Annotated in this window: 17 protein-coding genes and 3 tRNA genes; 12 read left to right on the top strand and 8 right to left on the bottom strand. The window is 54.6% G+C overall.

All coding sequences use genetic code 11. From position 1 onward, the window contains the following. Positions 1 to 141: 141 nt before the first annotated feature. A complete protein-coding gene (gene norR, locus G505_RS0103795) occupies positions 142 to 1,680 on the top strand; it encodes a nitric oxide reductase transcriptional regulator NorR (protein ID WP_028108370.1) in 1,539 nt (512 codons plus the stop codon). Positions 1,681 to 1,925: 245 nt separating this feature from the next. Here norR and G505_RS0103800 read toward each other — a convergent pair whose 3' ends face one another. Next, the gene (locus G505_RS0103800) at positions 1,926 to 4,121 is read right to left on the bottom strand and encodes an ATP-binding protein (protein WP_028108371.1); all 2,196 of its coding nucleotides are present in this window, start codon (positions 4,119 to 4,121) and stop codon (positions 1,926 to 1,928) included. A gap of 687 nt (positions 4,122 to 4,808) precedes the next feature. On the opposite strand from G505_RS0103800, the gene G505_RS0103805 reads away from it, so the two are divergent. Continuing rightward, a complete protein-coding gene (locus G505_RS0103805; RefSeq protein ID WP_028108372.1) occupies positions 4,809 to 5,633 on the top strand; it encodes a hypothetical protein in 825 nt (274 codons plus the stop codon). Positions 5,634 to 5,888: 255 nt separating this feature from the next. Here G505_RS0103805 and G505_RS0103810 read toward each other — a convergent pair whose 3' ends face one another. The 4 genes from G505_RS0103810 to G505_RS22965 all read right to left on the bottom strand — a co-directional run bounded on the left by G505_RS0103810 (position 5,889) and on the right by G505_RS22965 (position 10,222). Continuing rightward, complete coding sequence (locus G505_RS0103810; protein WP_157509011.1) at positions 5,889 to 6,977, bottom strand: hypothetical protein; 1,089 nt, start codon at positions 6,975 to 6,977, stop codon at positions 5,889 to 5,891. A 1,233-nt stretch (positions 6,978 to 8,210) separates the two neighbouring features. Continuing rightward, positions 8,211 to 8,287: transfer RNA gene (locus G505_RS0103820), tRNA-Pro, on the bottom strand. 119 nt (positions 8,288 to 8,406) lie between these two features. Next, positions 8,407 to 9,939 carry a glutamate synthase-related protein gene (locus tag G505_RS0103825; protein WP_028108374.1) on the bottom strand — a complete coding sequence of 511 codons (1,533 nt, stop codon included), beginning with the start codon at positions 9,937 to 9,939 and terminating at the stop codon, positions 8,407 to 8,409. Between the two features lie 109 nt (positions 9,940 to 10,048). Beyond that, on the bottom strand, positions 10,049 to 10,222 hold the full coding sequence (locus G505_RS22965) for a hypothetical protein (RefSeq protein ID WP_157509012.1): 174 nt from the start codon (positions 10,220 to 10,222) through the stop codon (positions 10,049 to 10,051). 258 nt (positions 10,223 to 10,480) lie between these two features. On the opposite strand from G505_RS22965, the gene G505_RS0103830 reads away from it, so the two are divergent. From G505_RS0103830 to G505_RS0103860, 7 genes are all read left to right on the top strand, one after another. Beyond that, positions 10,481 to 12,235: a hypothetical protein gene (locus G505_RS0103830; protein ID WP_028108375.1), complete on the top strand. Its 1,755-nt coding sequence runs from the start codon at positions 10,481 to 10,483 to the stop codon at positions 12,233 to 12,235. 15 nt (positions 12,236 to 12,250) lie between these two features. Further along, positions 12,251 to 14,536 carry a WD40 repeat domain-containing protein gene (locus tag G505_RS0103835; protein WP_028108376.1) on the top strand — a complete coding sequence of 762 codons (2,286 nt, stop codon included), beginning with the start codon at positions 12,251 to 12,253 and terminating at the stop codon, positions 14,534 to 14,536. Further along, on the top strand, positions 14,536 to 15,402 hold the full coding sequence (locus G505_RS0103840; protein ID WP_028108377.1) for a toll/interleukin-1 receptor domain-containing protein: 867 nt from the start codon (positions 14,536 to 14,538) through the stop codon (positions 15,400 to 15,402). Before G505_RS0103835 ends, G505_RS0103840 begins: the two co-directional genes overlap by 1 nt. A gap of 174 nt (positions 15,403 to 15,576) precedes the next feature. Then, positions 15,577 to 16,761, top strand: coding sequence for a PrnB family protein (locus tag G505_RS0103845; RefSeq protein ID WP_028108378.1), 1,185 nt, complete (start codon positions 15,577 to 15,579; stop codon positions 16,759 to 16,761). Beyond that, positions 16,758 to 17,873, top strand: a complete 1,116-nt coding sequence (locus G505_RS0103850; protein WP_028108379.1) for an aminotransferase class V-fold PLP-dependent enzyme — start codon at positions 16,758 to 16,760, stop codon at positions 17,871 to 17,873. The genes G505_RS0103845 and G505_RS0103850 overlap by 4 nt, the downstream gene beginning before the upstream one ends. A gap of 400 nt (positions 17,874 to 18,273) precedes the next feature. Then, positions 18,274 to 18,349, top strand: a tRNA-Gly gene (locus G505_RS0103855). A 29-nt stretch (positions 18,350 to 18,378) separates the two neighbouring features. Further along, a tRNA-Cys gene (locus tag G505_RS0103860) sits at positions 18,379 to 18,452 on the top strand. A gap of 308 nt (positions 18,453 to 18,760) precedes the next feature. On the opposite strand, the gene G505_RS0103865 is transcribed toward G505_RS0103860, so the two are convergent. Genes G505_RS0103865 through G505_RS0103875 form a run of 3 tightly spaced genes read right to left on the bottom strand, consistent with a single transcriptional unit; the run spans position 18,761 to position 20,268 of the window. Further along, positions 18,761 to 19,132 carry a lysozyme inhibitor LprI family protein gene (locus tag G505_RS0103865; RefSeq protein ID WP_028108380.1) on the bottom strand — a complete coding sequence of 124 codons (372 nt, stop codon included), beginning with the start codon at positions 19,130 to 19,132 and terminating at the stop codon, positions 18,761 to 18,763. Positions 19,133 to 19,188: 56 nt separating this feature from the next. After that, a complete protein-coding gene (gene ubiG / locus G505_RS0103870) occupies positions 19,189 to 19,944 on the bottom strand; it encodes a bifunctional 2-polyprenyl-6-hydroxyphenol methylase/3-demethylubiquinol 3-O-methyltransferase UbiG (RefSeq protein ID WP_028108381.1) in 756 nt (251 codons plus the stop codon). 57 nt (positions 19,945 to 20,001) lie between these two features. Beyond that, entirely contained in the window at positions 20,002 to 20,268 is a 267-nt protein-coding gene (locus tag G505_RS0103875; RefSeq protein WP_028108382.1) for an acyl-CoA-binding protein, read from the bottom strand. 262 nt (positions 20,269 to 20,530) lie between these two features. On the opposite strand from G505_RS0103875, the gene G505_RS0103880 reads away from it, so the two are divergent. From G505_RS0103880 to G505_RS0103890, 3 genes are all read left to right on the top strand, one after another. Further along, positions 20,531 to 20,971 carry a hypothetical protein gene (locus G505_RS0103880; RefSeq protein WP_028108383.1) on the top strand — a complete coding sequence of 147 codons (441 nt, stop codon included), beginning with the start codon at positions 20,531 to 20,533 and terminating at the stop codon, positions 20,969 to 20,971. A 109-nt stretch (positions 20,972 to 21,080) separates the two neighbouring features. Beyond that, on the top strand, positions 21,081 to 22,370 hold the full coding sequence (locus G505_RS0103885; protein ID WP_157509014.1) for an alkaline phosphatase: 1,290 nt from the start codon (positions 21,081 to 21,083) through the stop codon (positions 22,368 to 22,370). Positions 22,371 to 22,563: 193 nt separating this feature from the next. Next, the gene (locus tag G505_RS0103890; protein WP_035385066.1) at positions 22,564 to 24,522 is read left to right on the top strand and encodes an alkyl/aryl-sulfatase; all 1,959 of its coding nucleotides are present in this window, start codon (positions 22,564 to 22,566) and stop codon (positions 24,520 to 24,522) included. Positions 24,523 to 24,653 lie beyond the last annotated feature (131 nt).

Here is a 24,653-nt window from a genome sequence, read left to right on the forward strand (position 1 = left end):
CTATTACAGCAATCGTGCCAAGTTTTAAGTGTTTGATTTTTAAAGGTGAGGCATTGAGGGTGGTGTCATTATGACAATGTGACTATACTGTCCAAATGACAATTGTTTGTCGTTTTGACATTGGTTAACCAGGAATTTCCCATGGGATTGGCGTTAAAAGATTTTGCCAGCTTGGCGCTGGACCTGACCTCCGGGGTGTCGGCCCAGGACCGGTTCGATCGACTGTTGACCACGGTGCGCACCCTGCTGGACTGCGACGCCTCGGCGCTGCTGGTGTTTCGCGGCGATCAGTTCACCCCGCTGGCGATCAATGGGTTGGCCACCGAGGTGTTGGGACGCCGCTTTGTGGTGGCCGAACACCCCAGGCTAGAGGCCATCGCCCGGGCGGGGGATGTGGTGCGTTTTCCCGCAGACAGCGATTTGCCCGATCCCTATGATGGTCTGATCCCCAGTCATGACCATGAGCTCAAGGTGCACGCCTGCGTTGGCCTTCCTCTGGTGGCCAACCAGCGTCTGATTGGGGCCCTCACCATCGATGATTTCAACCCACAACAGTTCGATAAGTTCAGTGACGCCGACCTGCGCACCGTGTCGGCACTGGCCGCCGCCAGCCTCAACAATGCGCTGCTGATGGAGGAGTTGGAACAACTCAGCGGCCAGCTGAGTGCAGTGCCTACGAGGGGGGAGGGAAGGCCTGATATGTCTGTGGAGATCATCGGTCAGTCTCCGGTGATGCAGGCATTGAAACGCGAAATTGAGGTGGTGGCCAACACCGACCTCACCGCCCTGGTGTTGGGTCAGACCGGTACCGGCAAGGAACTGGTGGCCGAGGCGATCCATGGCGAATCATTGCGCGCACATAAGCCCCTGGTTTACCTCAATTGCGCGGCGCTGCCGGAGTCGGTGGCCGAGAGTGAGCTCTTTGGCCATGTCAAAGGCGCCTTTACCGGTGCCATCAGTCATAGGCAGGGTAAGTTTGAACTGGCCGACGGTGGCACCCTGTTTCTGGACGAAGTGGGAGAGCTGTCTCTGGGGCTGCAGGCCAAGCTGCTGAGGGTACTGCAATACGGCGATCTGCAGCGGGTGGGCAGCGACAAAGCGATCAAAGTGGATGTGCGCATTATTGCCGCCACCAACCGGGACCTGCGTCAGGAGGTGTTGGACAAGCGCTTTCGCGCCGACCTGTACCACAGGCTGAGCGTCTTCCCATTGCATGTGCCGCCCCTGGCTCAGCGCGGCGACGACCTGTTGCTGTTGGCAGGATTCTTTTTGGAGCGCTGGCGTACCAAGCTGGGATTGGCCAGCCTGAGGCTGGATGACGCTTCCAGCCAGCTGCTTCAAACCTCCAGTTGGCCCGGCAACGTGCGGGAACTGGAGCACTGTCTGCACCGAGCCACGGTGCTGGCCAGAGCCGAGTCGGTCACAGAAGATGTGGTGATCTATCCTCGGCACCTTGATCGCACGCCAGGCAAGGGCTCAAAGGCTAGGACTCCGCTAGCCACAGTGACGCCGGGTGTCGATATTGGTCTGGGCTTTCGTCAGGCCACCGAGCAGTTTCAGCAGCGGCTGATTCGCCAGGCCCTGGACGCCAATGATGGCAACTGGGCGGCCAGCGCCCGTGCTCTGGGTCTGGACACAGGAAACTTGCACCGGCTGGCTAAAAGGCTGGGGATGAAGTAGCGGAGAATCAGTGCCACGTGAAAATTTGACGTAATCATAAAGCAGGTTCCCTTGGGAACCTGCTTTATGGCTTGTTGTACCGCTGACGATAACTGTCCGCTTTGGCGCCAAAAGCAGTCACTTACTTCTCCGCTATCAGCGCCCGCTTTTGGCTAAACAACATCAGCTAGGTGTGGAGTGCTCCTAGTGTAGGAGAGTATTAATAATTCATACTGAAGTCTGCCGCACTACCGTATATTTAGGTCTTATTCTGTATCTAATAGCTGTTTTATGTCCGCATACAGTTGGTACAAACTATGAGCAGACATGTCTAAAATGGGTTCGTACATAAACGAGTTGAGATGTATGTTCTCAGGCGTCATAAGGTTGACCTGATCTAGCAAGCTGATGGTGTCAACTTCTGTTTGGAACTGTTCAACATACTTATCAAACAACTCACGCGTTTGGTTGGAGTTGATGCCATTTACGAAAGTTTGGTTTGCAATTTTGGCAATCATAAATTGTTCAGCTTTGAGCCTGATGGCCATTGCAACTATGACTTTGCACTCGAGCTCTGGTGACTCATGGGCAGCGCGAACGAGTGATTCACTTTGCTCAAAAATTTTGTCAATGATGATTGCATCAGCATTTCTAAAAGTAAGATCTGGCTTATCTTTGAAAATATCTCGATAAATAACTTGAAGATCACTTACTCTCAAATCTAGACTATTTGGTTTCAAATGAAGTAGAGAAGTTAGTTTTTCGTAGTGGCTATTATCACCATTAAAGCCACAGTACTCTGTCAGGTTTCGGACAAAAGGTATGCTAGCAATCATGAACGCTTCATTGTTGTGCATGTTCCTTTTCCAAGCGGTAAATACATCGTTTTGATACTTTTCAGTATTAACTTCGATTCTTTCTACAGTTTTAGTTGCAATAGTCCGTTTATTTCTAGCCTCTTGGCTTTTACTACCAATGATTCGGCTGCCAATTATGCGATGAAAATCAAAGTTGTGAGTAAGCAAAAGTAAATTGAAGTGGGGTACTTTAGCAATATCGTGAAGATATTCAACTATGGCGTACTTATTTTTGTAGTCAAAAGAGTCGGCGATATCATCGATAACAATCAAGATTGGCTGTGTACCTTGACGCCTTATTTCAATTTCGAAGAGGACATTTAGTATATATAGCGCCCTCTTTTCACCTTGGCTAAGCGCTGCAATGAGACCCGACTGGCTTACTTGCTCAGACTCACCTCGACCATCATCAAACTCAAAATTAATTGCAGGAGCAGCACCATTTAGGATCACTTCATCCTGGTTATCAACGCTCAGTTTGAAAGGAACCTTAAAGCGCTTATTAAAGGTTTCGACCACTGTTTCCCAAGTGGTCTTTTGTTGTTGAGCTTGATAGACAATGTTTCCTACCAGCTCTTGGTTTTGCTTGTAGGTTGCGACAAGGTCTTCCCAAACCGCTTGTTGCGATTGGAGATAACCCAACATGACGTTCTGTTTGAACTCAGCCAGATTTTGGTATTCCGGAAGAAGCTCTTGGTGTTCCGCGATAAAGTCTCGGAATGCTTGTGTATCTTTGGTCTTTAGCTTTCCGTCAACCCGGCTGAATTTTTCTTTTAGCTCTGGGCTTTGTAGCACCTTATCCTGCTCATCTTGAAGAAGCTGATTGAGATCCTCTTTTGACGTGACTTCCCGTTTTTCACCGTCAACGGAAATGTTGACGCTGTGCGAAGCACTGAAGAATCCAGTCTCAGTCAAACTTTTTGATACCACGCCCGCTTTTTGGTGGTTGAAGACCTTTGATAGGACTGAAGACTCTTGAATTAACTTGTCATAAGTATCGACATACTCTGCCAACTCTTGATTGAAGTCGCCGGAACATATTAGATCTATCACTTTTGGATTAAATAATTCGGCGTACTTAAATTCATATAGCCGAGTATTGTCGGGAAGATTTTGCTGCCACAAATCCGTAAATAGTTCTAGTAGCGACTTCTCTGGTTTAGCAAATACTTCGCATATCAATGTTGCAATATCGCGTTTACCAGATACTTTGGCCAGTGCTTTCAGTAAGGTATTTCGCTTGTCATCAACTTCCTTGAGGGCTGCTTCGTATTGCTGCTTGAGTGCGTCATTCACTAGCAGTGTTGATACCTGCTGAGAGGTATAGCTTTCATTGTACGAGTCAATCACCAATACTTGATCTGAAGTAATATCGACATTATCGATCTTGATGTCTCTATTGGTGACTCGTTCCGGGAAAATCAGGTCCTTTGTAGGACTGCCAGTCTCCACATCTTTAAAGGTTTTTGCTAATGACGTTTTCAGCGTTCCGTTCGGCGCATATAGCGAGTTAACACCATTACTAATTGCTGACTTGGTGAAGTCCAACTCTTTCGATAGCTGGTTGATACCATAGCAGTTAGCTAGCTCTAACTTTAACTTCATAAACTATCCCTAATACAGGTGTACTCGACGATTTCTCTGTCTTCTATCCAGATATAAAAATCTCCGGCATGATCGCCAGATACGATCGTTAACACTACTCCCATCTTGCTTCACCGTCACGAAATTTCATGGCGGTACAGCATGCCCTATGAAGTTCCAATACATTGGCTAAATGTACCAGCCCCCGTGTCCGAATGAGTTAGCCGCTAGAACCCAAGGAGTACTCTCTAACCGCTACAAACAATGCTGGTTACGGTGCCCTAAACGACGCATTCCTATTTTGGAGAGTTGTGAACGAAGGTGATTAAGACACCATTACCTATTAAAAACAATGACCTGAGACAATATGGCTCGAAGTGCGTGCAGTGAACAGACCTCAAAGTTATAGTTGACGAAGATTCAATCAATGATCGCTTTGTGGCGACAGGAGCCCCTGCACCGCAGATGACCTGGATCAGAAAGATATGGTGACGCTCAACGCTCGCTTTGGCGCCAATTACGGTCATTAGGCCTACACGCAAACGTCAGCAGGCACGAATTCTCAGTTTCACTGCAAAAACAGTGCAAAAGTCGAGTTAAGCCATTGATTTATTAGGGTTCGCTTGCTAACGTGTTCTCACTTTCACCCTGTTATGCGGAATTCGCACTAATACACTGTTAGGCATAAATAGCATAGGTACTAGATAGTTGATAAGAAGACTCATCCTTAAATGGAAAATTGAAGCAAAAAATAAAAAAACTCTAGCGGGGAGATACTTCTGCTACTCAAAAATATTAGCATTTAAATCCATGTTGTTTCTTTTGGCGACAAGCTTCTTTTCCATTGTCTATTTTGTTCATGAGATATATGTATTCCCACGCATTGCAAATGCCTTTGGAGCTGAGTATTCGGCCCTAGAAAGCGAAGAGGAAATTAAAAGATGGGATGATGCCCTTGCTAACATTGAGTATATAAGCTCTGTAATTGGCAGTAATTTTAATTCCAACCATAGCATCACTTCAATTGATAACAAGCTTACTGACATTCAGTTTGGCCTAACAAGAATAAATACTAAAATAGAAAACAACATAGATCTTACAGTAAAGGCTGGTAGTGATAGTGCAGATAATCCTTATGGAAGAAAGAAACCTCCTTTTAAGCGTTTTTATGTGACTTACAAGCAAGGTTCTTTGATACTTGACTATGGGTTTATGAAAAATAGAGAACAATTATCAGAGCTCATCGATTATTTAAAACACAGCAACAATGCCGAGTATAATCTTCTCCTTATCGGATCTTCCAGCAGTGAAAGCATAGCTAATCCAGACAATAGAATAAGCGATAATTATTCGCTATCTAAAGCAAGGGCCAATTCGCTAATGGGTAGTCTTATTCAAGAAATGGTAAGAGAGGAGATTAATATGCCCAAATCATGGATTAGCGTTGGCGACAGCAACGAAAAAAGCCATGATAATCCATCGTCTTTTGATAGGAGAGTCGACATCTATCTATACAGTTCAAAGGTAAATTAGTAATTCATTTTTAACGTGCCAATTAATAATTGACTAACACGGCGCTGCTAAGGAAAATTTACTCGCTGGCGCCCCTAAATTTCCGCAGAGCCCGGCGTTACCGATGACCGCAATGTGGCGTCAGGAGTCCCTGACGCTCTCAAGGGTAGTGGTAACAAACGAAAGTTCAACACTGCTATAAGCGGTGGTCTACGGAAGCCAATAGAAGGCGAACCGGAGAGCCGCCTTCTATGTGTTTATTGGAGCAAGCGATCACTACATGAGTGCTCGAAACTCGGTCACATTGGCTCGAATTTCGGCGTAGTTAAGCCGCATTGGGAAATGTGGTTGAAGCTTTTCCATAGCGTTCGCGACTTCGAGCATTTTATCACCATACGACGCGATACTCTCTCTAGCTAACACTTGCGGATAGGCAGTGATCAGATATCTTAGATCTAAATGTCTACGTATATCGTACAACGCGTTTTGTTGTTTCTCGGTGCATGTGCCGATGTTTTCAACTAAGCCATTGCCAAGGCAAAGATCCCTTTCAAGTACTTGGTCCAGAGTGTCTAATAACCTCTTGCCCTTATGTGTTTCTGCGTAGAAAACCAGAGAGTCGACCAATTTTATATAGAGGTCGAAGTGGTCTGAACTTATAGTGATTTTGAATATTTCCGAGTCTCTCGGAGATTTGGATAGAAAGGGGTAAATATACTTTCGGACAGTCGATTGGGGTTCGCAATGAGTGCAGGCCCAACTATCTCCTGCCAGCTGGTATGCGAGCGCGTAAGGGTCATTTTGAGCGATCAGATGCTCCATCCAACGGGAGTTCGTGTTACCACCCCGAGCCTTACAGGCAACAGTTGCGATCTGATATCCACGCAGGCCAAGATCGGCCAAATCACGGAAGTCTCCGGGAGCCTGGTGATTGTAGCCAGTATCAGTTCGTTCGCCGTAACAGGCAGACTTATCGAACCTGTGACCATTCCACGAATAATTAGTGATCGAAGACTTATAAAGCAATGCATTGGTATAGCCGTTTGCTAACAAACCATCCAGTACTCGATTACTTTCACTTTTTTGAGCCATCTCTCTGAGCTTGTGAGCCTTAAGCAGTTTGGCTTGCTGCTCTGAAGTTTCAAAGCCATTCAAGCTAGGTGCGGGCTGGATCGGTGTTGAGATGCACCCCGTTAAAGCAGTAGTCAGTATCGCGATGCCGATCATATTTTTTAGGTTCATAAGGGGTTCCATGTCCTTTGTGTTACCTGATTTTCGCACATCGTTTGTCCATACATACACTTGCGATGTCACAGAACTCGCGAAATAGCCACCTGAGTAGCCCATTTTTTCTATACGTTTCAAGGTAATGACCTCGGTTTGGCGACAGCAGCCCCGGAGACTGGCGTTGGTTCCAGATTGGGGAGCGCGGCTCGACGAAGGACACGAAGGGCGCAAGGAACCGTCGTTTGTCACCATGAACAGATCTCAATTCATTCTCGCCCCATTGGTCGCCATTGGAATGGACAGTTAACTAAAGCCCGTTGTTTGTCTTCATGCTGGCATACCTCACCTTCAAGGACGAGATGGCGAAACAACAACTGATACCCAACGAACATGCTCAGTGTACGGACAACGGCATCTGGCTACGCGATAACCGAGAGGCTTTAACTGAGCGGCCCCAGGTTGTAATAAAAGTGCAAAATTACGAGAGCCAGTGACCGGATACACCACGAAAGAAGGCGTCGAACAAACTGTTAAACCGCCTCTCCCCCGTTGTTCGGTGTCATCTACTAATCGTCATCCTTACTGTGCGCCTGTCACTGGATATTGCGAGCGTGAGCCGGCTCACATTTCCAGGTATTGGTCTTGTTGAACACCGACTTTGTCTTTGTTGCATGAGATTATTTACAGAATATTCAGAACATTTTGTGGCAGGTTATATTTATGTTCTTACAAAACAGACACATACGATAAGTCTAGGTTAATTTTAACTAACTTACTCTGAACTAAGGTTTTGGGTTCGCATCATTACATCTGACCGCTATCTAAGCCCGAATTTCAGTAATTCATCAACAGCCCAAAAACCTATTTTGGCGCCGTTGACCTCCTTCCTGCACTGCTCTTAACATCCTTCTCGAAAAGTCACGGACCCGCTGAACTGTGACTCCAGGCCTGGCGATTCTTCAGCCCAACATCAATTTTTAGGAAGAGCAAAATGCCCAATACAATTTTCGCAAAATGCCCAACCCCTCATTGCCAGCGTGAAGCACATAGCTTTGATGAAGTGACCAAGTATTTTGGCTGGCGCACCACCTCGCACGGTACCAAGCCCCAATCCTGGTGTTCGGAATGCCGAAAAGAAGGACAGAAACGAACTCGCTGAACTGACGGATAAGGAGTGTGAAGCAGGATGGTGGGACACGTCTCGTGTTCTGCAATCCTGCTTGGTACGACCGTCACGCGAAAGGCCTATGGGGTCAGAGTGAGTTGAAACCCACGAACGACCGGAATGTGGCGAAAGCTGCCACAAACTCTGTGTGAGTAATAGACCGTGAGGGTTTGGCTGAGACAGCAAAGCTGGGGAGATACTGAAAATGGTCGGTGTGAGAGGATTCGAACCTCCGACCCCTTCCTCCCGAAGGAAGTGCGCTACCAGGCTGCGCCACACACCGACGTAATGTTCTGTTGTATAAGGTTATTTTAGCTCTGAGTTCGGCGCTGTCAAACACCGTTTCATTGAGCCGACAAAGAAAAGCGCCAACCGGGTTGGCGCTTTTTTTATGAGTCTACGTCAGCGCCTTCGTGCCGACCCAACACCTGCGTATCGTACGCCGGTGAGCTCGGCGACCTCCTTTTTCCAACTGCACAGATCTGCAGGTTCGAACTCGGCCAGGCTGTGGTGGCCGCAGGCCCGAGCCATCATCTGCATGAGTTGGGTGGAGGCGGTCAGGAACCGGGCCAAGCGCTGGGCGCCGTCATCCACATCCAGGCGTTCACGCAATTTGGGATCCTGGGTGGCGATGCCGGTGGGGCAGAGGTTGGTGTTGCACATGCGGGCGCCGATGCAGCCCACCGCCTGAATGGCGGAGTTGGCCAGGGCAACGGCGTCGGCTCCCAGGGCCAGGGCCTTGATGAAGTCTGGGGCGGTGCGCAGGCCGCCGGTGATGATCAGCGACACATCGCTGGCGCCGCATTGGTCCAGGTAGCGGCGGGCCCGGGGCAGGGCGGCCAGGGTGGGCACAGAGATGTGGTCACGGAACAGGGCAGGAGCCGCGCCGGTACCACCGCCGCGACCATCCAGAATCACATAGTCGGCACCGGCTGCCAGGGCAAATTCAATGTCTGCTTCGATGTGGTTGGCGGAGAGCTTGAAACCCACAGGAATGCCGCCGGTGATGTTGCGGATGCGCTCGGCAAAGTCGGCAAACTGGCTGGCAGTGTGCAACTTGTCAAAACCGGCCGGGGAGATGGCGTCCTGGCCAGGTTTCAGGCCGCGCACCTCGGCTATCTTTTCGGTGACTTTCACCGCGGGCAGGTGGCCACCGATGCCGGTTTTGGCGGCCTGACCGCCCTTGAAGTGGAACGCCTGGGCCAGCTTGACCTTATCTTCGCTATAGCCAAATTGGGCGGAGGCCATCTCATACAGGTAACGGCTGTTGGCGGCCTGCTCTTCCGGTAGCATCCCCCCTTCGCCTGAGCAGATGGCGGTCCCCACCAGTTCGGCGCCCCGGGCCAGGGCCACTTTGGCCTCCTGGGAAAGGGAGCCAAAGCTCATGTCGCTGACCAGCAAGGGGATGGCCAATTGCAGGGGCTTTTCTGCCCTGGGGCCGATGATGGTTTCTGTGGTGATGCGCGTCTCTTCACCCAGGGGTTGTGTGGCCATCTGAGCGGTGAGGATCTGCAGGTCATCCCATTGAGGCAATTGGTGTCGTGGTACGCCCATGGCCACCATCTCGCCATGGCTGCCGGAGAGGCCTTCCCGGGCCAGTTTATGAATGGTTTCCACATAAGGTTCTTCCGGGGTGGCCTTGGCTTCGGGCCCATGCGGCTGATTCAAATGGAGGGGACGGCCTATCTTGGTGGCATCAAGCTTGGCGTGGCTGCCGTCGCAGAAGGGTTTGTTGCCTGATTGTTTGCACTGACACAGGAAGGCGTCCTGATCCAGCTCGGCGGTAAAGGGGATGGGAGTCAGGCCTGTGTCTCGATGGGAGCCGTCGCAGAAGGGTTGGTTCTGAGAGCGGCCACAGGCGCAGAAATAGTACTCTTTCCCTTTCTCCAGGCTGACTTTTTTCGGTTTGATGTCGGCAACGATGGGCTTGGTCATCCACGGCTCTCCTTGATGCAGGGTGAACCCTTAGAGAACTAGGACAGTATTGGGGGATGCGCAAGGGATCGGCCAGCATCATCCGGTTGCGGCCCGGTCGTGTTGGCGGCTACAGGTGGTTATCCGCCCGGTTCAGCCGTTGCTGCAGGTCATAGGTCTGGGTCAGCAGGGCATCACCAATGCTGACCCACTGGCCGATGATTCGCCACGGATGCGCCAGTGTCGTGGCGATGTTGTTCGTTGGTGCCTGTGAAGTGGCTGCCCCCGGTGCCGGTAGCGACACTTTATTGCTGCTTTCTCAACCGCTGGTCCGACCATAATTCGAAAAGTTGGGCCTTTGTCATACTGTTAAAAATAAATTGATTTGAATCAGTTGTTTGTATGTGCTTTTATGAACCACATTAGAAAAATTCCGATAGGGTGCCCACGGCACCGGAGACGACCCTTGATACCCGCTGATCCCCATCTCTCTGCGCTTCCCTTTGTTATTGGTGTGTCCGGACACCGAGATCTCGCCCCAGAAAGAGAACAGCAAACCAAGGTGCAGATCCGTGGGGCGCTTACGTTTTGGCTCGAGCAGTTGGATGAGGTCACGCCCCTTTGGGTGCTGACCGGGCTGGCCGCCGGCGCCGATACCTGGGTGGCGGAAGTGGCCCTGCAGATGAAGCAGGAGTCTGGCGGCGAGCGCATTCGGGTAAAGGCGTGCCTGCCCATGCCTTTGGAGCATTATCGCCAGGATTTTGATGGGCTGGATTACGCCCCGGACGCTGGCTCCCGCCTCAACTCTCTGGTGGAGACGCTGAAACAGCAAGGGGAAGAGGTGCTGGTGGTGCCCAGCCACCTCAGCGCCGAGCAGCAGGCCTTTGCTTTCTCAGACAGAGGCTATGGTGATGAGCGCAATACCCTCTATCTGAATCAAAGCCTGTTTGTGGCCAAGTACGCCAATGTGCTGCTGGCGCTGTGGGACGGCCAGCCAGCCAGGGGCTCAGGCGGCACCGCCGATGCGGTGGCGTACAAATTGGGTCTGCCACCCCAGTGGCCTCTGGGCGCTGCCAATCCGGCGCTGGAGCCGGTGTCGCAGTTTGACGGCCAGATGGGCGGGGTGGTGCACCAGCTTCCCCTCGTCAGAGTGGGCGGTGAGCCGGTTGTCACGCCGAAATTCTGCGCCCTGAAGAGTGACGTTCTCAAGGGGGAGCTGCCGGCCTTTGGCCACCTCTGGGTCAGCCAGCAGGACAACGGAATGGGGGAGGGCTCCTGCACCGAGTTTCTTTCCGCCGAACTGATGCGCCTGCTGACGGACATAAACCAATACAACGCTCTGCCTGTGCCGGATGTGGCCAACCCCTATCCTGCGGCAGGGCTGGAACAGACTCAGTCCATGTTCCTGCGCGCCGACGGCATCGCTTTGGAGCGCCAGACCAGATACCGCCGCACCGTGCAACGTTTCTTTATCTCTGCCCTGCTGGTGCTGGCCCTGTATGAGATTGTCTCCAACTTCCTCGATGGCGATATGGGCGCCTGGATCTTTGCCGGGATGCTCGGCGGACTTCTTTACTGCGCCCTGCTGGTGAAACAGGCGGCGCGTAATGAACTCAAGTGGAAGTATCAGTTGGCGCGGGGCATTGCCGAGGGGATGCGCATTCGCGGCTTTTTGAACCTGTCCGGCGTGCCGCCCAAGGCGGCGCCGCTGATCCCCAGACGCTTCCGGCAGCACCTGCCTTTGCTTAATCACGCCATCGCCATTGCCGAGCTGGACTGGTGGCGGGACCCCACCGCCTTCAGCGCCGAGGCCACCCGCGCCTCGTGGATTGAGGATCAGCGCAACTTCCTCAGTGCCAGATTAAGCCAGGAAGGGGTGGGCAAACTCAAGTGGAGCGAGCGCTTTTACAAGCGCCCCCTGTACGCCGCCGAGGTGTGTCAGAAGTGGGCCAAGAGCCTGTTTAACGGCAGCATCGTCTTCGCCCTGGCGCTGTTCATGGTGGTGGTGCTGCAGTATGTGCTGGGCAACCCGGTGTTCGCCGACAGCAAGGATTACCTGATGTTGGGGCTGCAATACGCCCTGATGGCCGCCGGTGCCATCGCCCTGTGGAGTGAGCTCGCCGGTTACGAGACCACCGCCGAGGGCTACCGCAGCATGGACCAGCTTTATCAGCGGGCCGATGGCCTGCTCAGTGGTGAGATGAATCCCGCCAAAGAGGCGATGCTGACGGAGTTGGCCCGGGAGGCGATGTTTGAACACGTCACCTGGCACAACGCCGAAGCAGAAAACGACTTAAAACAGAAACAACAACCTTGAGATGGATGGAGATCGATGAGTAAGCAAAGCCGTTGCGAAACCCTGACCGACAACGAGCTGGAACAGGGCTTGCTGAAGGATACCAAACTGGACAGAAAATACCGGGTAGAGTGGGGCCAGGGGCCTGACTACACCCTGATCTGTGACGATGAGGATACCCGCAAGCCCTATCAGCGCCATTCAGGGGACGTGATTGCCCTGATGCCTCTGCGCAAGATGGACCGCACCTTTATCAGTGTTGGTCTGGACCACAACATCTGCGTGTCCTCCTTCAACGGTCGCCAGCAGCACCTGCTCACCGGTCACGACGATCGCATCATCGGCCTGATTGAGCTGGACAAGGGCAAGCTGCTCAGTGTGGCCAAGGACAACACGGTACGGGTGTGGGATCTGTTTGTCGGTCGTGAGCTGTCGGTCATGGAAGCGGAAGTGGCCGAGCTCAGCTGCATCAAGCTGTTCTCCAATTCCGAAAAGCTGGCCATCACCGAGCCCAAGGATGTCACCATCTGGTCCTTTGCCGGCGAGAAGGTGGCGGTGATGCAGGGGCTCAAGTCTGCCATCAATGAAGTGTTCACCCTGGATGACGGCAGCTGGCTGATCAAGACCGTGAAGAATCCGCCCAGCATCTGGTCTGCCACCGGCAAGTTCCTCCATCAGTTCAGATTTGACTTCAGTTTCGAGGAAGACCTGGCCGAGCTGGACGGTAACCGTCTGTTGATCCGCCGTGACAGCAGCATCAGCCTCTGGTCTACCGAAGGTGAGCTGCTCAGCAGCCACGAAGCGGACGATGATCTGGTGGCAGCCTTCAATACCCTGAAAAAGGGCCAGCGTGACAGCCGCAATCATATGGCGGACCACCCTGAGATCATCGATTACCCTCACCTGAGAAACCCGCTGCACCTGCCACACTCGCGCTTTAATGCCCGCGAGGAGCTTGAGTCGCAGGACCTCAAGCTGAGCGGCGAACGCAAGATGTTCTGGGACTTTTTCAATCGCCCCCTGTTTGAGCCGGTTAAGACCGCCATGAAGGGCACCATCGCTTCGGCTCGTCGTCAGCTTCGCAAGTTGGATGACAAGCAGCAGGCTACCGCCGAAGAGCGCGACCTGGCTGAGCGCAAGCGCAATGGCGCCGCGCGCTGGAGCTGGTTGTTCCTGATTCTGACCCTGGCGCTGGCCGGCACCGGTTACCTGGCCTTTATCGGCAACACCCAGGTGATGGATCTGGCCCGTCAGGTGGTTACCGAGCAACTGGACGCCCCCAGGCTGGCGGGTAAACGCGATTTCTATCTGGTGGTGGCGGTCCTCTTCGGTGCCGCCGCTGGTGTGATGCTGCTGCTGGGTCTGATTCTGTTTGGCCGCAACCGCAAACACCGGCGCCGTCAGCTGCAGTTGGAGGAGAACCTGGCGGTTCAGGCGGTGATGGCCCCTGCCTATCACTCCATGATCAAGCGCATCAAAGCTTATCGTCGCAACCTGCTGAGCCAGATCCCCATCTTCTCCGACAACGAACTGTTTGCCGGTCGCAAGGTGAGCGAGGCGATCAATCACCAGATTGACAACAAGCTGAAGCAGATGGCCATGGACGAGTGTGGCCTGGAGAAGAAGGAGATCATCTACACCGATCATGAAGCGATCGTTCTGGCGGATTGGGCGCTGATTCAGGATGACGACAAGCGTCGTCAGGTGAAATCCAAGCTGAACCTGAGCAATGAACTGAGTTTCTGGACCGGTGCCGACAAGCAGATCCTGTTTGCGGTGCAGTACGTTCAGTACATCTTTCTCACCGAGGACAAGGTGGACGTGTTCACCACCTATTACGACTTCATCGCCGGCAAGTGCATTGGCAAAGAAGCCAACGCCTTTTACTACAAGGATGTCACCAACGTAGCCAAGCGGGACGTGGACCGCAGCAACGGCTACAACGCCGACAACGGCTCCATCTCCGCCACCGAGATCACCCTGTCCGTGGCCAGTGGCGAGCGCATCCGCCTGACCATCCTCAACGAGGACAGCGTCAGCTCCATGGCCAACGACGCCAAGGATAACGAGAGCACCTCCATCGAAGTGCGCATCGAGCAGTTGGAGCAGGATCGCCGTGAGATTCTGGAAGATGCCGATATGGATGAGGAGGAGCGGGAAGAGGAGCTGGCGATGATCGACGCTCACATGACCGATCTCCACAACCAGGACGTGGCTCAGGACACCACCGCATCGTCCACCAAGGCGGAGGAGACGGTGCGCAACATCCGTAAACAGCTGCATGACCATAAGCAGCACAACCGTACTGAGGTGAAGATCTGATGCGACTCTTCCTGAGCTACTCCAGCCGGGACTTTCCTCTGGCCTCTGCCATAGTGCAGGGGCTGGGTGCCTTGGGCCATTCGGTCTGGTTTGCCCCCGAACAGATTGGCGCCAGTCGCTGCTTTGCCACTGAGATCAGCGCCGCCATGAAGGAGGCAGAGGTATTGCTTCTGCTGGCCAGCCGCCACTCTATCGGTGATGCAGCCCACGCTGGCTCCGCCGAGGTGAAGACAGAGATTAAGATGGCCCGGGAGAAGAATATCCCGGTGGTGCCGCTTAAGGTGGATGCCAGCCTGGACTGCGGCGGTGCCGAGGGGTTTGACTATCTGCTGAAGAACTTCCAGTGGCTGAATCTGGAGCCGATGTTGGCCATGGAGGATAATGACGCCATCGCCAAGCTTATCGATGCGGCCCTGGTCAGCGGCGTCAGTGCCGACACCCAGCTGTTTGATCAGCAACTCACGGAAGTGGAAAAACTGTTGCGGGATAAGCACTGGCAGAAGGCCAAGGCGCTGCTTGAGGCTTTGGTGATGCCTGCGGATCTGCGCCAGCAACAGGAGTTGCTGAAGCTGGTGGCCCTGATGCAATCCAGGCCCATCAAGAGCCTGTCCAAGCAGCAGGCGGACTGGCTGGTGGGCAGGTTGACTGCTTTGGCTCAGGGAGAGCAGGCGTCAGTGGCGCTGTATATGTTGGCGCTGATCTCTCAGGGATTCTATCAGGCCAATGCCATTGCCGATGCCACGCCGGGGGTGCCCAGCCTGAAGCAGCAGGCCCAGCCTCTGGGACGGCTTAAGGCCAAGTACATCAAGATGACCGACGCCATATTGGCAGACAGCACCGCCTTTGCCACCAACTGGCGCTACTGAGCGGCAGATGCAGACACAGGGCTCCTTCGGGGGCCCTTTTTCGTGGCTTTACACTGGAACGCATTGTGTACGTCCACCGAAACACCCGGGTTGTTGAAATTGTGTTGCTAACGGGGCAGGGTTAACCAATAACAAGGAGCCGGCCATGAGCGGGCGGAAAAGGAAGGAAGCACCATGACCCACACTGAATCGTTTGATCGCTGGATTCGCAGCGAGTTTGTTCACCTGAATACCGAACTGGAACAGCTCTACTTCGCCCAGGAAGACAGGGCCAACGTCCAGGGAGTGGGGGATGAGCTCAAGGAGGCGATGGAGCGCCGGGGGCGCGAACACATCAGCCGCCTGCTTGACGAAGGGAATACCGACCAGGGGTTCGATGCCAACTTCGATCTCCTGGGCAACGTGGGAATGTATATGGCGGCCTGTCGCCGTCATGATCTGACCGAACCGTCGCGAGAGACCAGTTCGCCGTTGAAGGAGGCCTCGGCACTGGCGCTGCACATCGGCGCCTCACTGGGTGTCACGCCCAGATTCGCCACCAGCCACCTCACTACCCACTGCATGGCGAAAGAGGGCCGGCCCAAACGCTTCACCTCCCTGGAGGATGAAGCGCTGTTTATCGACTTCAATACCCTGGCGGTGTTGGCCTATAAACGCGCCGCCGATGCCATGGTGCGGATCCTGCCCATGGGGATCTCCCATCCCATTGCCCCCTATCTGCTGGAAGATGCCCGGGCGGCCCTGGTGGATGTGGCCAAGTGGAATCAGGTGCTGTTTGACCGCCTGGACGGCGAGCGCTTCTTCCACAGCGTACGCCCCTACTACAAGCCATTTCGGGTGGGGCAGCATGAGTATCGCGGTGCCAACGCCGGGGACTTTGCCGGCATCAACGTCATCGACATGCTGCTGGGTCTTTGCCAGGCCAACAATCCTTTCTATTCCCAACTGCTGGTGGACAAGTTTCTCTATATGATGCCAGAGGATCAGAGCCTGCTTCGTGATGTGATGCGCCGCCGCAGCTTCCTGGATCAACTGCTGGAGGTGGCGCCTGGCCAACAGCAGAGCGACTGGTATCAGCAGGTGGCGGGCAAGCTCATCGAGGTGCTGGATGCCCACGGTCATACCGCGCATCAGCATCATGATCAGCTGGTGTCCCGCTTCATTGCCAAACCTTCGGAAACCATGGCCAAACAGCACCTGGCCCAGGTGACCGCCAGTGGCCCGCCGCTGGAGGTATTGTTGCGTTCACTGGCCAAGCTTAGGGATCTGCGTATGGCGGCGGTCAGGGATGATATTCCAAGCCGCCACAGAGAAGTGGCCCAGCTGAAAGCCAGCGTAAACCAAGGAGGGCGCAAGTGAGTCAGTTTCCCGTTGAGCCGGTAGAGGGGATCTACCTGCAGAGTCACTCTGTGGGTCGCCCCTGGCAGGGCGCCCAGCAGGCGGTGTCCGAGCGGTTTTTCCAGCCCTGGCACCAACAAGGCGAGCCGTGGGGGCAATGGCTGGAGGGGATCCATCGGTTTCAAGCCGGACTGGCGAACTTCATTGGGGGAGAGGCTGAGCAGTTTTGTCCCCAGGTGAATCTGTCCAGTGCCCTGACCAAACTGCTGGGGGCGCTAGAGCCAAACCCAAATCGACCTATATTGCTGATGTGCGAGGAGGACTTCCCCTCCATGGTGTTTGTGGCGCAGCAAGCCCAGTCCTGGGGCTGGCAGACGCGGCTGATCCCCAAGGGCAGCGATGTCACCGATCTGGCCATGTGGCACAGTCATCTGTCCAGGGAGGATGTGGGTTTGGTGTTCGTCACCCAGGTGCAGTCCAACACCGGACAGCAGGCGCCGGTCCAGGCCATCTGCGGATTGGCCAGAAGCCGCGGCATTCATACTGTGGTCGATGTCGCCCAGTCCATGGGGATCCTGCCGATGGCCATAGACCAATGGCAGGCGGACGCGGTAATCGGATCCTGCGTGAAATGGCTGGGAGGCGGTCCCGGTGCTGGCTTTATCTGGTTGTGCCCGGTGTTGACACCACAACTGGCGCCCAAGGATGTGGGCTGGTTCTCCCACGCCAATCCCTTTGAGTTCGATCCCCACCACTTTGAGTATCACGGAGAAGCGGCCCGATTCTGGGGGGGGACGCCATCGGTGATGCCATACTTGCTGGCGGCCTATGCCCTGGAGCAGGCGGCAGAGGTGGGCATCGACAACATTCGAGCCCATAACCTGGCCCTGGTCGATACGCTGATCGCTTCCTGCCCTCATTGGGTGCGTTCACCGACTGAACCCCACCGTCGGGGCGGAACGGTGATCATCGATCCCGGTGCCAGCCTGGCGGAAGTGGAGAGGGGGCTCGCCGAACTCAAGGTGCATTATGATCGCCGCGAGCTTGGACTCAGGCTCTCGCCCCACCTGTGTAACAGCAGTGAGCAGCTGCAACAGGTTGCCGAGGTATTGAGCGCATTGGCGGGCAAATGATCGGATGAACTGCGGGTGGTGCACTCTTAGCCCGGAATCGCACGGCAAATAGGCAAACGATCCGCCAGGGGGTTGCAGAGAAAACCGTTGCCGCTACAATGACTCTCGTCCTCTGGAGACAGAGAGACACAGCATTTTGTAGATGCAAAGATTTAAGCGGCACTAGCTCAGTGCAGGGTAAAGAGCAGCGCAACCTTGCTGTGATTCGCCCGACACTAAATAGATGCAAAGATTTAAGCGGCACTGGCTCAGTGTGGGGTAAAGAGCAGCGCAACCTTGCTGTGATTCGCCCGACACTAAATAGATGCAAAGATTTAAGCGGCACTGGCTCAGTGTGGGATAGAAAGTAGCGCAACCTTCTTTTTTCCTTCAAAGACACTAAACAGATGCAAAGATTTAAGCGGCACTAGCTCAGCTGGTAGAGCGCAACCTTGCCAAGGTTGAGGTCACGAGTTCGAACCTCGTGTGCCGCTCCAAATTTTCCCTGACCGGGAATCAAAAATATGGCGCGTTGGCAGAGTGGCTATGCAGCGGATTGCAAATCCGTGGACCTCGGTTCGACTCCGGGACGCGCCTCCACTTTTGACGAGAAAGCGGTAACCTTTGGGTTGCCGCTTTTTTCGTTTCGAGCGTTTAATGGCGAATAGGATTGCAAATCCATGGACCGTAATTCTGCCGACCCCCTCGACTCCGGGACGCGCCTCCACTTTTGAATAGAAAAAGCTACCTTCGGGTGGCTTTTTTTGTATCTGTTGCTCAGTGGCGAACAGGATTGCAAATCCATGGACCGTAATTCTGCCGACCCCTCGACACCGGGACGCGCCCGTGCAAAAAGAGAAACGGCCACCTGTCGGTGACCGCTTTTTTACAGTGTCTATTGAAGGTGCTCAGTACACATCTTCCAGCTCAAAGGCGCGCTCGAGAGTTTCCTTTACCTTGCAGTGCAGAGAGTCGGTGACGCCGCCGGTGCCGCTGGCTTTGTGGGAGAGGAATTCGCACTTGGCATCACGGTAGTCGATCCATTGGCGGTGCAGTGCTTCCAACTCTTTCTGCCGTTCAGGGGGAAGCCGCTCCAGTGCCTGCTCGAGAGCGTAGAGAAGCCGTTCTGTCTTCCTGTCCAGTTCCAACTCAAGACAGTTGTTCAGCTCAGATTCGCTGCTCGCCTCCCGGGCACACAGTTCATATTCGCCGCTGTAACGCACCTCCTCTGCCAATAACGGCAGAGTCAGCAGGGCCAGGCAGAGGCCTAGGGCTCGCATGAAGATCTCCTGATGGCGTCCATTACACCCAGACTATGTCATTAGAAGGACAATACTCAAGCATCTGATTGAATTGAATCGTCTTTAATTGCTGACATCAGATAGTTCACCTTGTCACTGGAGCACAATCGCCAACGGCGCGACAGCGGGTTGTAGCTCATCCCTTTGGGTGAGTGACAGCTAAATCCCAGGGGGGAGAGCGCATGGGTTACTTCATCCGGGGTGACGAAGGCGCGCCAGCTGTGAGTACCCTTGGGCAGGGCCCTGAGAACATACTCGGCCCCAATGATGCCAATCAGGTAGCTTTTCCAGGTGCGGTTCAGCGTGGCCACCATCATCATGCCGCCGGGTTTGACCAGTTCGCCACACTCCTTGAGGAGCCGGGCTGGGTCAGGCACATGCTCCACCACCTCGGTATTCAGCACCAGATCAAAACCGGCGCCTTCCTCTACCAGCGTCTGGCTCAGACAGTGACGGTAACTCAGGTTGGCGGACAGTTCCCAACCGTTTTGCCTGGCAACCCGGATATTGACGGCACTGGCATCGATTCCCAGAACCTGATGGCCTGCGCGGGCCAGGGGTTCGGTAAGAATGCCGGCGCCGCAGCCGACATCGAGAATCGACAGGGGCTTGTCGCCAAAATGACGTTGGATTTCATTGAGAATATGATGCAGCCGCACCCGGTTGAATTCGAGCACAGTGTGAAAGGCGCCATCGGGTTTCCGCCACTCTTCGGCGAGGGCGTCGAAGCGCCGAACCTCCTCGGAAGAGAGGTTGTCCGGCGTTCCGGTGAGTTTGTCTTTGCTGAGCATGGCCCTTAACTCTCTGAAAATGCTAAGTATGGCATACGAAAGTCAGGGCCGTCAGGATCACCCTTGTTGACGGATAAGGGTTTGTACCAGATCGATGTAGCGCTGTTTACAGGCGTTGGAATCGGTGCCCGCCAACGCTTTCCAGGCTTGATATTTGGCATGTTCTGCCATTTTGAACACCGAGGGGGCACTGCCGGTCACGTCTCCCTGGGTTGCCTGTTTGAACAGGCCATAGAGCGACAGCAGGTGATCATTGCTTGGGCGGCTCGGCAGTTGCTTTACCTCTTGCTGACTTTGCTCAAATGCCTGATTCAGTTCATCCATGTGGGGTCTCCTTTGGGTTGGTTAAGGTTTAAGCTAGCGCCTTTGGAGAGGACTGACCAGTCGAATAGATCAAGAAAACGTTTGTTTTCCATTAGGTTGTAAGCGTTTGCGGTGAAATAACCTAGGATTGATGGCTAAAGGGCCACCCAGGCTAGGTCGTCGAGAAAATGTGACTTAAATCGCTGTTTCTATGGTGTCAGGTCAATAAACGCGCTGGGCGGGACAGTAGACTGGATGCAGCACAACGATGAATGGAGGCGTTATGCACCAAGGTGCTCAGCAGAAGCAGACCCAGGATTCCAACCTGAAACGCACCCGCGTATGGCGCTCGCTCCAACAGGGATGGCGGCACTGGGTGCCTGAAGGTGGACGGGTTGCCATGTGGGACCCGGATGATGAATTGGAAACCGGCCTGGTTCAGCTTGGTTATGAAGTGCTGGATAGGGAGCAGTCTGCACAGGGGCCGCTGCACGCCTTGCTGTTTCTCGACCTCGCGCCCCTGGCTATCCTGGCGTTACCCGGCATCGATTCCATGTTGGCACGGTTGCGCCCAGATGGGGTTCTGATACAGATCTGCCAGCAGGGCGGCAAGGGCTGCGCTGGACTGAGCATAGTCTCCGGCTTTAAGGCAGGCTGGTCTTTGAAAGCCCGCTACGAAGGGGCAGAAGCGGATCGCGGAGTGACACTGGTGTGGAAACCATAAGGCCAGTTGGCCTGTGGTGAGAGTTTAAGCCCGGCGTTTCTCCATCGCTGGCAATTGGCCTGGAAACCGGGCATGATCCCTGGTCTAAGTACCAGAGGATTTAGCTATTATGTTGAAAAATATGGCATTTGGTGTTGCTTTGATGGCCGCCTCCGCTCAGGCCGCCGAACCACCAAAGAACGTCATCTTCTTCATTGGCGACGGCATGGGGCCGGCTTACACCACGGCTTATCGCTATTACCAGGCAGACAGCAAGGTCAGCCTGGTGTCAGAAACCGTCTTTGACCGCCTGCTTACCGGCAGCGCCAGCACCTTTCCCCACGATGATACCGTCGTTACCGACTCCGCCGCCGGCGCGACCGCTCTGGCCACCGGCACCAAAAGCTACAACGGTGCGGTCGGGGTGGATGCGCACAAGCAACCTCTGGACAGCATGTTGGTGCAAGCCAAAGCCCGGGGATGGAACACCGGGGTGATCGCCACCACTCATGTGAATCACGCAACCCCAGCCAGTTTTGTGGCTCATTCCGACTCACGCCGCAACTATCAGGAGATCGCCGACCAGTTTTACAGTCGTCGTCTCCGGGAGAATCAGCCCCTGGTGGATCTGATACTGGGGGGCGGCCAGCGCTATTTCCCGATGGAGCCGGATCAACTGGGGGACAGGATGGTGAACTGGGGTTACCAGTACACGGACAAGCTGTCCCAACTGGACAGCCTGACCCGTTTGCCAGCCCTGGGGCTGTTTGCGCCCAAACAGCTGCCCTATGCCGTCGACAGCGATCAACCGAAGCGCTTAGGCGCTATGGTTGCGGCTGGATTACGTCTGCTGGGCCAGTCAGACACCTCTTTCTTCCTGATGGTTGAGGGCAGCCTCATTGACTGGTGTGGTCACGACAATGACATCGCCTGTGCCATGAAGGAGATGGACGATTTTGCCGGCGCCATCGAAGTGGCAGAGGCGTTTGCCAAAGAGCGGGGCGATACTCTGGTGGTGTTTACCGCCGATCATTCAACCGGTGGCCTGACGTTGGGGGCCGGGGGAGAGTACCGCTGGGAGTCGGCGCAGGTGAAGCAGATCAAGGCGTCTTTGCGCACCATCACCGAAGCGCTGCTCAACCAGGCGCCGGAGCAGTTTGCGCAGATTCTGGCCAGCTATGTCGGCTTCGAGCTGACCCAAGAGGAGCTGACCGAGTTGGCCTCAGTCTCGAAAGAGGAGGAGGCGCTGCGCTGGAAGCTGGCTGACATTCTCAGTGCCCACAGTTTCACCGGCTGGACCACCAGTGGTCATACTGCCGTTGATGTTCCCCTGGGGGCGATGGGGCCGGGCGCTGAACAATTCATGGGGCACCTGGACAACACCGACATCGCCAAAGCCCTGAAGCAGATGATTCGCTAGCGTCGTCATTGCCGACGAAAAGGCCCGCCAATTGGCGGGCTTTTTCGTTTGCCAATGTAAAGAATGGCGCAAGGGGCAACCGCCAAGAAACTAAATTTTTACCAGGGGGACAAAAGGAGTGCCAGGAGTAGAAATGGCGTGAATTAGATCAATAAGATGTTAGGTTATAAGAACAATTTCAGGGGAGAGCGACATGAACAGCAGGGAATGGGTGTTTTTGAGTGTGGCTGTCTGGGCGTTGGCGGGCTGTGGCGGTGAGAGCCCTCGTCTCCAGGAGGGCGAAGCCAGTGAGTTTACCCATGCACACAACAGTCGTGTCGCTCAGTCTCTGCCTCTGGCTTCCCAGCAGGCGTTCGAGGACGCCCGCCAGGGATTGATCGCTTCCCCCGAATTTCTGTCCGTCAACGACGACGAGGGCAGGGTGATCTGGTCTCTTCAGCAATATGATTTCCTGACGGGTGAGGCGCCGGAGACGGTGAACCCCAGCTTGTGGCGCCAGGCCCAGTTGAATCACTTTGCCGGGCTGTTTGAGGTCAACCCTGGTATCTATCAGCTTCGAGGCTTTGACCTGGCCAACATGACCCTGATCCGCGGTGAACTGGGCTGGATCCTGGTGGATCCTTTGACCAGCAAAGAGACCGCCGCAGCGGCTCTGGCTTTTGCCTTCGATCACCTGGAATCGGACCCGATCACCACCATCGTTTATACCCACAGCCATGTAGACCACTTCGGCGGGGCAGAGGCGGCCAGGGAGTACGCCGACGGCGAGCTGGTGGTGGTGGCGCCGGCGGGCTTTATGAAGGAAGCCACCAGTGAGAACATTCTGGCAGGGACGGCCATGGTGCGACGAGCGGGTTACCAGTATGGGCGGAATCTGCCGGTGTCTCCCCGCGGGCACGTGGATCTGGGGTTGGGCAAATCGGTGGCGTTTGGCACCGTCGGCTTAATACCGCCCAATCTGGAGGTGGCGCAAACCGGAGAGCGTCATCTCCTGGATGGGGTGGAGTTTGAATTCCAGATAGTCTCTGGCTCGGAAGCCCCCTCGGAGTTCACTTTCTACCTTCCGCAACATCAGGCCTTTTGCGGCGCCGAGATGGTGTCGCAAACCATGCACAACCTTTATACCTTGCGCGGAGCCAAGGTGCGTGATGCCCTGGGGTGGAGCCGCTACATCGATGAGGCGGCTCACCGCTTCCCGGACGCCGAGATCTATTTCGGCAGCCACCACTGGCCGGTGTGGGGGCAGGAGAGGGTGCAGGGGTTCCTGAGTAATCAGCGCGACTTGTACAAATTTATCCACGATCAGACCCTGAGGTTGGCCAATCGGGGGTATACCCCGGGGGAGATCGCGGAGCAGCTTCAGCTGCCTCAGGGGTTGAGACAGGAGTTCTCTGCCCGGGGTTACTACGGTACCCTGAAACACAACATTCGTGCTGTCTATCAGTTCTATTTCGGCTGGTATGACGGCAATCCGGCCCATCTTGATCCACTGCCACGCGCCTCGGCGGCCAGGCGCTATGTTGAGCTGGCGGGTGGCGCCGAGGCGATGCGCAACAAGGCGATCGCGGCCATGGATCTGGGAGAGTATCGCTGGGCGGCGGAGCTGCTCAATCACCTGGTGTTCTTCGACCCGGGTGACAGCATTGCCAGGGAGATGCTGGCCAGGGCGTATGAACAGATGGGCTTCCAGGCAGAATCCGGCACCTGGCGTGATTCGTACCTCAGTGCCGCCCTGGAGTTGCGCGAAGGGGTGCCTGAGGGGCTGAGCATGGAGAAGAAGATGGCCGGAGTGCTCCATCAAACCGATACGCGCCATTTTCTCGATGCCCTGGCCACCCGGGTGGACTATGAAGCCGCCGGCGAGGAACGTTACTCCCTGATACTGGAGATCCTGGATGCGCAGGAGCGTTACTTGCTGCAGATCGCCAACGGGGTACTCCATTATCGAGTGATGACCGACGACCCAGAGGAGTCGATGCCCTACCTTGGACTGAGTCGCAAGCTGTTTATCCAGTTGGCGTCTCGCCAGGTAGCGATGCAGGATCTGGTGACCGGGGACAATCTCAGGGTGGATGGCAGCATCATGGATATGGTGGCTTTCTTCCGCCTGTTTGAGCCGGCAGAGGCCGATTTCAACATCATTGAGCCCTAGCACCGCACTGCTGCAGCGGCTTACGATCTCTTAAATCACCAATTTCCTTGAACTGTGGCGCCGGAGGCAATAGACTCCGGCGCCAATTTTGGGTGTGACCGAATCTATTTTCAGACATTTCAGGAACCTGG

The sequence above is a fragment of the Ferrimonas futtsuensis DSM 18154 genome, from assembly GCF_000422645.1.
Taxonomy (GTDB): domain Bacteria; phylum Pseudomonadota; class Gammaproteobacteria; order Enterobacterales; family Shewanellaceae; genus Ferrimonas; species Ferrimonas futtsuensis.

Bases quoted from the DNA above. Each gene is read 5' to 3' on its own strand.
- norR (WP_028108370.1), top strand. From the start codon at position 142: ATGGGATTGGCGTTAAAAGATTTTGCCAGCTTGGCGCTGGACCTGACC.
- G505_RS0103800 (WP_028108371.1), bottom strand. From the start codon at position 4,121: ATGAAGTTAAAGTTAGAGCTAGCTAACTGCTATGGTATCAACCAGCTA.
- G505_RS0103825 (WP_028108374.1), bottom strand. From the start codon at position 9,939: ATGACCAAGCCCATCGTTGCCGACATCAAACCGAAAAAAGTCAGCCTG.
- G505_RS0103835 (WP_028108376.1), top strand. From the start codon at position 12,251: ATGAGTAAGCAAAGCCGTTGCGAAACCCTGACCGACAACGAGCTGGAA.
- G505_RS0103840 (WP_028108377.1), top strand. From the start codon at position 14,536: ATGCGACTCTTCCTGAGCTACTCCAGCCGGGACTTTCCTCTGGCCTCT.
- G505_RS0103845 (WP_028108378.1), top strand. From the start codon at position 15,577: ATGACCCACACTGAATCGTTTGATCGCTGGATTCGCAGCGAGTTTGTT.
- G505_RS0103865 (WP_028108380.1), bottom strand. From the start codon at position 19,132: ATGCGAGCCCTAGGCCTCTGCCTGGCCCTGCTGACTCTGCCGTTATTG.
- ubiG (WP_028108381.1), bottom strand. From the start codon at position 19,944: ATGCTCAGCAAAGACAAACTCACCGGAACGCCGGACAACCTCTCTTCC.
- G505_RS0103875 (WP_028108382.1), bottom strand. From the start codon at position 20,268: ATGGATGAACTGAATCAGGCATTTGAGCAAAGTCAGCAAGAGGTAAAG.
- G505_RS0103880 (WP_028108383.1), top strand. From the start codon at position 20,531: ATGCACCAAGGTGCTCAGCAGAAGCAGACCCAGGATTCCAACCTGAAA.
- G505_RS0103885 (WP_157509014.1), top strand. From the start codon at position 21,081: ATGTTGAAAAATATGGCATTTGGTGTTGCTTTGATGGCCGCCTCCGCT.
- G505_RS0103890 (WP_035385066.1), top strand. From the start codon at position 22,564: ATGAACAGCAGGGAATGGGTGTTTTTGAGTGTGGCTGTCTGGGCGTTG.